Genomic DNA, 6,236 nt, shown 5'->3' on the forward strand with positions numbered 1-6,236 from the left:
TTTTGCATGCAAAGCCATGCAGCGTAGGCATGCATGGCTATTTTTATTAAAAAGACGGGTATTTTCGGGGCGTTTTATGCGGATTTTTTGCGGGTCTGCGCGGCCTGTCGGCGCATGAAAATCTGACTCTGTTCAGGCGTATATTTTGCCCGGTTGTCGTCTCTCGATGCTCTGTCAGGCCGGAAACCGATGGTTGTCAGAATGTCGCGTTCTTCCTCTGCGTAATCAATATTTCCTCCGCGGGTTACATGAACGGACAGCGCTTCGCGAACACTGGCGGCCGCCCGGTCGAGAGCCCGTTCTCTGACGATGTCAGGTTGTTCGCAGAGATACATTAATTCCGGTGCCAGTGCGGCGGCCAGCGCATCGCCGCTTACCTGCATAAAGGCGTGGAGCTGACGCCGGATACTGATACGCTGCACGGCCTCATGTGACCGGATGTACTGCCCGGCCGACTTATTTACCGCCCATTTTTTCAGGTCAATATCATCCCGCAGCGCCTGTGCTGCCTCCGGCTGATAACGGGTGCAGGTCAGCTCCAGCTCTTTCAGCGCCATTTCAGCCCGCGCCAGTGCTGACTTGCTGCTCATCCAGTCCGATTTATTCTTCTGACAGGTTTCAAAGGCCTGTTCCAGTAGTGCTCGTGCCATTGTCTTTTCTCCTGAATCAGTGGCGCAGCGATGAGCGGGCGCAGTCCAGAATTCGGGGCGGTGTTTCTGGTACTGTCTGTGGTGGTTCGGGCTTTTCTTCTGCCGGTGGCCGTATCACCTCGTCGATAGACTCGGTGGTGCGAAAGGTTGCGGAGCAAAAGACATTCACGCACTGGAGGTAGCTCTGTTTGACGTTATCCGACAGGTAACGGCTGGTACGGACATGGGCAGCCTGTTTGCAGTACGGACAGCGCATCATGGCTTAACCCCCCGCGATTTTTTCTTCTGTGCCAGCTCTTTAGCCCGCGCCATTCTGAGAACAGGGCTTTTAAAGAGCTTCATGTCCACGCCGGTGAGTGCCGGACGGTGAAGCCCAATTTTTGAAATTACCGGCTCATGCTCCATGTTGAATGTGTAGTACCTGCTTTGCGCCAGCACATTCTCACCCAGCTCCTGAATGAGAACGTTGTGAGGGTGTTCTTCTCCCTTAATCTCGAGTTCACGCAGACGTAACGCGAAAGCGCGTATCAGCGCCGGGGGAATCGCCTTCATCACCGCCGCCCACTCATTCCGGGCATGGACAGAAAGCGCCTCTGAATGGGCGCTGATGTATTCTTTTCCTGATGTACAGGCGTCCAGCATGGTACTGGCTTTATCATCGTTGAGTTCATCAATCAGGGCGGTGAATTCCTCCGCCAGCTCCCGACCGGCCACTCGCTGACTGTGTTCGGCTTTCAGTTCCGGGGTCATCATGCCGCGCAGTTCGCGAAAACGGGTACGCCAGTTCTGTTCGGCTTCGGCACTTTCATTCAGGGCGTTCTGACGCTCTTTCTCGCTGCGGGTAATAGCCGCATCAATATCATTCAGTTTCAGCATGTTTTCCGTGTGCACGGATTTGGCCTTGCTGAATGCCTCAAGCGCATTATTTATCGTGGCCTCTGCGTTCTGGTTTGCTTTCTCGTTAAGGGTATCCAGTGCGCTGTCAATGGCCGTGCGGATGTTCTCATCCTGCGTGCTGCCGATGGTTTTCATTACTGCGGTAAACAAATCTGGTTTCATCGTCGGGTTCTCTCTGTGTTTTCAACCTGACGCCATTCTGCCGTCCCTCAGACAACAACTCGATTCATTGCCGTTGTCGCAGACATGGCACAAACAGGACTTAAAAACCCGGCTGGCCAGAGAAAGGTCGCAGGAAACTCCCTCTCTCTGTTTGTTTTTTTACATATAACTATTCACTACTGTTCACTCAGAATAAAAATATAAGTAAAACAATAAATTAAAGAGTGAACAGTTGAGAGAGAAGTGTTCACCAACTGTTCACTACTGTTCACTGGTCTGAACATCCCGAATGTAAATTTTATGCGGCATATCCTATTAATTCATGCTGTTAGGGTGATTAAATCAATTTGCATTTCACTTTTGAAATCTCCAGTGCCTTATAACTCCTTCCAGTGCCTTTAAATGGTCTTGAGTAAAAAAACATCACCCGTTGTCCCGTGCTTTGTACAATTTCCCCCTGTTGCATTGAGAAAAAATATTCACAAAATAGAGCGCTACCTGATACCGGACGGACACGTCCGGATCTCTGCGGATATTAACGAGGTAGCGTTATGCACACAGTTTCATCAGTACCATCTTCCCCCACTGGCACGCACCCGATGCCGGTTTCAGCCCCGGCTCAGGAACGTTTTTTACGTCTCCCGGAAGTCATTCATCAGTGCGGCCTGTCCCGCTCCACGCTCTACGATTTAATCGCCCGCAATGCTTTTCCGGCGCAGGTTTCCCCTCGGGGGTAAAAATGTCGCCTGGCTACAATCTGAAATCACGGCGTGGATGGCAGAACGTGTCGCGCACCGCAACCGGAAATACGACGCATGAATCAGAGCCGATTTCACAAAGCCCCTTTTTCTGGCTTGCATCCGTTGTGTGTTTCCTGGTACAGTTTTGTCGCTGTCGCAAAATCGACAGCCGGGCGTGGAAACCCGAGCAACTCGAAGGCGACACCAGACGCGCCATGCGTCTTTTTTTGTGTCGCAACTAACGCCACAGAGCGCCAGATAATGGCGTGGTGTGCGGATCGTCGTGCAGACGTCACTTTGTGTCTCCTGTCCGCAATCGCATATCATGCTGTCATGTCAATGGTAGCTCAGGCGGGGCAGCCCTCGGGCTGGCCGGTATTCTTCGAGGCCGGTATTTCCACCCCCGTCTGGGCTATCGCCACTGAGCGTGGAAACTCCGGCGATAGCAATAATTTGCTACTCGAAGGAGGTTGCCTTATGGCTACGACCCTCACCCCGTCACACCCGCAGTTTGTCTTTGTGTTTGCCGCCGTCCGTCGCGCAGACCGTAAACCCCGTATCTGTATGCTCCGCACCGTGGCCGGTGACGAGCTGGCCGCCCGCCGCACCCTTGTCCGGGAATACGTGCTTTCCCTTGCCGCCCGTCTGCCGGTTATGGAGGTGTCACATGCATAATAAAAACACCCCTCAGACCGTCTCAGCGCGTCGTGATGACCTTAACCCCATGCAGGAACACCTCAGCATTGAGGCGTACCATAAACTCAATCGTGCCAGCGCCGTCTCGCAGTTCGTGGGCGGTGATTTGCTGCGCCGTGAGCTGAACGGTTTACACCAGCTATACCTGCCGCAGATTTTTAGTTATATCCATGAGGACGTCAGCTACGTCCTGGAAGAGCTGAAAGCCAAAGGCCTGTGCCGTGACTTTCTCGCCACGACGTCGGGAAACGGAGGGGAGCACCATGTTTGATTTCCCTCAGCCGGGCGAAACATATCGCTGTACAGGATTTCCTGATGTGGTGGTGTCGGGCGTGCTGGCCGACGGTATTCCGTGGGATATGCCGTACCGCTGTCCGGGGCTGGTCTGGAACCCGTACCGGCGCACCTACACCATCCTCATTCGTATTATTGCCGGTGGCTGTATGGCAGAAATTCCGCTCAGTCGTTTTTTGCGGGACTTTACCTGTGAGCATCCCGATGTATTTAAGCGCAACCCTGAAAACCGCCATGCCGTATTGCGCGAAATAGCAGCCGACCCGGCATTACAGCAATACCGGGCGAGGAATATCGATAACTATCCTGATGATATTCCCCCGGTTAAACGTCCGGCGCCGGTGGCGCATAAATGGCGGAATAATTTCAGGCCGGAAACGGAAATAAAACCGGATAACAGCTACCGCCATTATCTGTAATTAAAAACGACACCCAAAAATAAAATGTGCGTATCTGCGCAGGGATACGCACGTCCTCAGGAGACGAAATAATGCCTGTTAACAGTACGGAACGGCCGCAGAATATAAACCAGCCCACTATCAGCCGGGCAGACCTTGAATGTCTCGAACATCTTCGCAATGTCGGCCAGCTCGTCGGCGACCTGATGCAGGTGCAGGACTGCACCTCTTTGCGCCACAATCCGGCACAGCAGCTACAGCTCATCTCGGTGATTTACCTCATGACTGCCCGGCTTGACGGCGTGGTCGACCGCTGTAATCAGTGCTGGCTGACCGGGGAGGGCAACGTATGAAAAAGCCATTAACGCCCGTCTTACGCGCCGCGCTCTATCGCCGGGCGGTCGCCTGTGCCTGGCTGACCCTGTGCGAACGCCAGCACCGCTACCCGCACCTCACCCTCGACGCGCTGGAAAGCGCCATTGCGACCGAGCTGGAGGGTTTCTACCTGCGCCAGCACGGCGAGGAAAAAGGCCGCCAGATTGCCTGTGCCCTGCTCGAAGATTTAATGGAAGCCGGACCACTCAAGGCCGCCCCGTCGCTGTCCTTTCTCGGGCTGGCTGTGATGGATGAACTCTGCGCCCGTCATATCACCGCACCGGCGCTGCACTGAGGGAGAAAATAACGATGAAAATGAACGTAACGGACACCGTAAAACAGGCGTGCGGCCACTGGCCGCGCATTCTCCCGGCGCTGGGGGTAACGGTCATCACAAACCGCCATCAGGCCTGTCCGGTGTGTGGCGGCTCCGACCGTTTCCGCTTTGACGATAAAGAGGGGCGCGGGACGTGGTTCTGTAACCAGTGTGGCGCGGGAGACGGCCTGAAACTGGTTGAGAAAGTGTTCGGCGTGACCCCGTCAGAGGCGGCCGGGAAGGTGAACGCCGTGACCGGCAACCTGCCGCCGGTTGCCCCGGCGGTGACTGCGGCCGCAGACGCTGAAACGGAGGCTGGCCGCAAAGCCGCCGCCGCGCTGGCCGTAAAACTGACGGAGAAAGCCCGCCCGGCCACCGGCAATGCCTACCTCACCCGCAAGGGCTTCCCCGGCCGGGAATGTCTGACGCTCACCACCCTGCATAAAACCGGCGGCGTGACGTACCGCGCCGGGGATGTGGTTGTCCCGCTGTATGACGATAGCGGCGCACTGGTTAACGTCCAGCTCATTAATGCGGACGGTCTCAAGCGCACCCTGAAAGGCGGTCAGGTGAAAGGGGCGTGTCATATTCTCGACGGGAAAAAAGAGGCGGGAAAACGGCTGTGGATAGCGGAGGGCTACGCGACCGCGCTCACCGTGCATCACCTGACCGGGGAAACCGTCATGGTGGCGCTGTCGTCGGTGAACCTCCTTTCTCTGGCGAGCCTTGCCCGTCACAAATATCCGGCCTGCCGGATTGTGCTGGCCGCCGACCGCGACCTTAACGGCGACGGCCAGACCAAAGCGTCTGCGGCCGCAGAGTCCTGCGAGGGCGTGGTCGCCCTGCCGCCGGTGTTCGGTGACTGGAATGATGCGTATACACAGCACGGCGGGGAGGCCACGCGTAAAGCCATGTATGACGCTATCCGGCCACCGGCTGACAGCCCGTTCAGCACCATGAGCGAGGCGGAATTTACCGCCATGAGCACCAGTGAGAAAGCCATGCGGGTACATGAGCATTACGGCGAAGCGCTGGCGGTGGATGCGAACGGGCAGCTTCTGTCCCGCTATGAGGCGGGAATATGGAAAATCATTCCGCCGTCAGACTTTGCGCGCGACGTGGCCGGGCTGTTCCAGCGTCTGCGCGCCCCGTTCTCATCGGGGAAAATTGCCTCGGTGGTGGACACCCTGAAACTGATTATTCCGCAGCAGGACGCCCCGGCGCGGCGGCTGATTGGCTTTCGCAACGGTGTGCTCGATACCAAAAGCGGCGTATTCAGCCCGCACAGTAAAACGCACTGGCTGCGCACCCTGTGCGACGTGGATTTCACCCCGCCGGTCGAGGGGGAAACGCTGGAGACGCACGCGCCGAATTTCTGGCGCTGGCTCGACCGCGCCGCCGGTTCGCGCGCCGATAAACGTGACGTGATACTCGCCGCACTGTTTATGGTGCTGGCGAACCGCTACGACTGGCAGCTCTTTCTCGAAGTGACCGGTCCCGGCGGCAGCGGGAAAAGTATTCTGGCCGAAATTGCGACCATGCTCGCCGGGGAAGATAACGCCACGTCGGCCACCATCGAGACGCTGGAATCCCCCCGCGAGCGCGCGGCGCTGATTGGCTTCTCGTTGATACGTCTGCCTGACCAGGAGAAATGGAGCGGTGACGGGGCAGGACTCAAGGCCATCACCGGCGGGGATGCGGTCTCCGT

At 56.6% G+C, this 6,236-nt stretch carries 9 protein-coding genes and 1 pseudogene; 7 read left to right on the top strand and 3 right to left on the bottom strand.

What is annotated here, in order from left to right; genetic code table 11:
* Positions 1 to 74: 74 nt before the first annotated feature.
* The 3 genes from OGX96_RS10250 to sid are packed head-to-tail and all read right to left on the bottom strand — an operon-like array spanning position 75 to position 1,709.
* The gene (locus tag OGX96_RS10250) at positions 75 to 650 is read right to left on the bottom strand and encodes a phage polarity suppression protein (protein ID WP_286582515.1); all 576 of its coding nucleotides are present in this window, start codon (positions 648 to 650) and stop codon (positions 75 to 77) included.
* Between the two features lie 16 nt (positions 651 to 666).
* A complete protein-coding gene (locus OGX96_RS10255) occupies positions 667 to 909 on the bottom strand; it encodes an ogr/Delta-like zinc finger family protein (protein ID WP_000984214.1) in 243 nt (80 codons plus the stop codon).
* Positions 906 to 1,709, bottom strand: a complete 804-nt coding sequence (gene sid / locus OGX96_RS10260; RefSeq protein ID WP_286582519.1) for a capsid size-determining scaffold Sid — start codon at positions 1,707 to 1,709, stop codon at positions 906 to 908. The genes OGX96_RS10255 and sid overlap by 4 nt, the downstream gene beginning before the upstream one ends.
* A 551-nt stretch (positions 1,710 to 2,260) precedes the next feature.
* On the opposite strand from sid, the pseudogene OGX96_RS10265 reads away from it, so the two are divergent.
* The 7 genes and pseudogenes from OGX96_RS10265 to OGX96_RS10295 all read left to right on the top strand — a co-directional run.
* Positions 2,261 to 2,528 (top strand): annotated as a pseudogene (locus OGX96_RS10265) (helix-turn-helix transcriptional regulator).
* Positions 2,525 to 3,124: a host cell division inhibitor Icd-like protein gene (locus tag OGX96_RS10270; protein ID WP_286582958.1), complete on the top strand. Its 600-nt coding sequence runs from the start codon at positions 2,525 to 2,527 to the stop codon at positions 3,122 to 3,124. The pseudogene OGX96_RS10265 and the gene OGX96_RS10270 overlap by 4 nt, the downstream one beginning before the upstream one ends.
* On the top strand, positions 3,117 to 3,416 hold the full coding sequence (locus OGX96_RS10275; RefSeq protein ID WP_016151189.1) for a derepression protein: 300 nt from the start codon (positions 3,117 to 3,119) through the stop codon (positions 3,414 to 3,416). Before OGX96_RS10270 ends, OGX96_RS10275 begins: the two co-directional genes overlap by 8 nt.
* Complete coding sequence (locus OGX96_RS10280) at positions 3,409 to 3,858, top strand: hypothetical protein (protein WP_286582536.1); 450 nt, start codon at positions 3,409 to 3,411, stop codon at positions 3,856 to 3,858. The genes OGX96_RS10275 and OGX96_RS10280 overlap by 8 nt, the downstream gene beginning before the upstream one ends.
* 71 nt (positions 3,859 to 3,929) lie before the next feature.
* On the top strand, positions 3,930 to 4,190 hold the full coding sequence (locus OGX96_RS10285) for a hypothetical protein (protein ID WP_502872632.1): 261 nt from the start codon (positions 3,930 to 3,932) through the stop codon (positions 4,188 to 4,190).
* Entirely contained in the window at positions 4,187 to 4,507 is a 321-nt protein-coding gene (locus tag OGX96_RS10290) for a DUF5375 domain-containing protein (RefSeq protein ID WP_286582534.1), read from the top strand. Before OGX96_RS10285 ends, OGX96_RS10290 begins: the two co-directional genes overlap by 4 nt.
* 14 nt (positions 4,508 to 4,521) lie before the next feature.
* Positions 4,522 to 6,236 (top strand): primase-helicase zinc-binding domain-containing protein (locus OGX96_RS10295; protein WP_286582532.1); only part of this gene is annotated, 1,715 nt, incomplete at its 3' end.

This window comes from Citrobacter sp. Cpo100 (genome assembly GCF_030332595.1).
GTDB classification, from domain to species: Bacteria; Pseudomonadota; Gammaproteobacteria; order Enterobacterales; family Enterobacteriaceae; genus Citrobacter; species Citrobacter portucalensis.

Coding starts and splice junctions, on each gene's coding strand:
- OGX96_RS10250 (WP_286582515.1), bottom strand. CDS start 650: ATGGCACGAGCACTACTGGAACAGGCCTTTGAAACCTGTCAGAAGAAT.
- OGX96_RS10290 (WP_286582534.1), top strand. CDS start 4,187: ATGAAAAAGCCATTAACGCCCGTCTTACGCGCCGCGCTCTATCGCCGG.
- OGX96_RS10280 (WP_286582536.1), top strand. CDS start 3,409: ATGTTTGATTTCCCTCAGCCGGGCGAAACATATCGCTGTACAGGATTT.
- OGX96_RS10255 (WP_000984214.1), bottom strand. CDS start 909: ATGATGCGCTGTCCGTACTGCAAACAGGCTGCCCATGTCCGTACCAGC.
- sid (WP_286582519.1), bottom strand. CDS start 1,709: ATGAAACCAGATTTGTTTACCGCAGTAATGAAAACCATCGGCAGCACG.
- OGX96_RS10275 (WP_016151189.1), top strand. CDS start 3,117: ATGCATAATAAAAACACCCCTCAGACCGTCTCAGCGCGTCGTGATGAC.
- OGX96_RS10270 (WP_286582958.1), top strand. CDS start 2,525: ATGAATCAGAGCCGATTTCACAAAGCCCCTTTTTCTGGCTTGCATCCG.
- OGX96_RS10285 (WP_502872632.1), top strand. CDS start 3,930: ATGCCTGTTAACAGTACGGAACGGCCGCAGAATATAAACCAGCCCACT.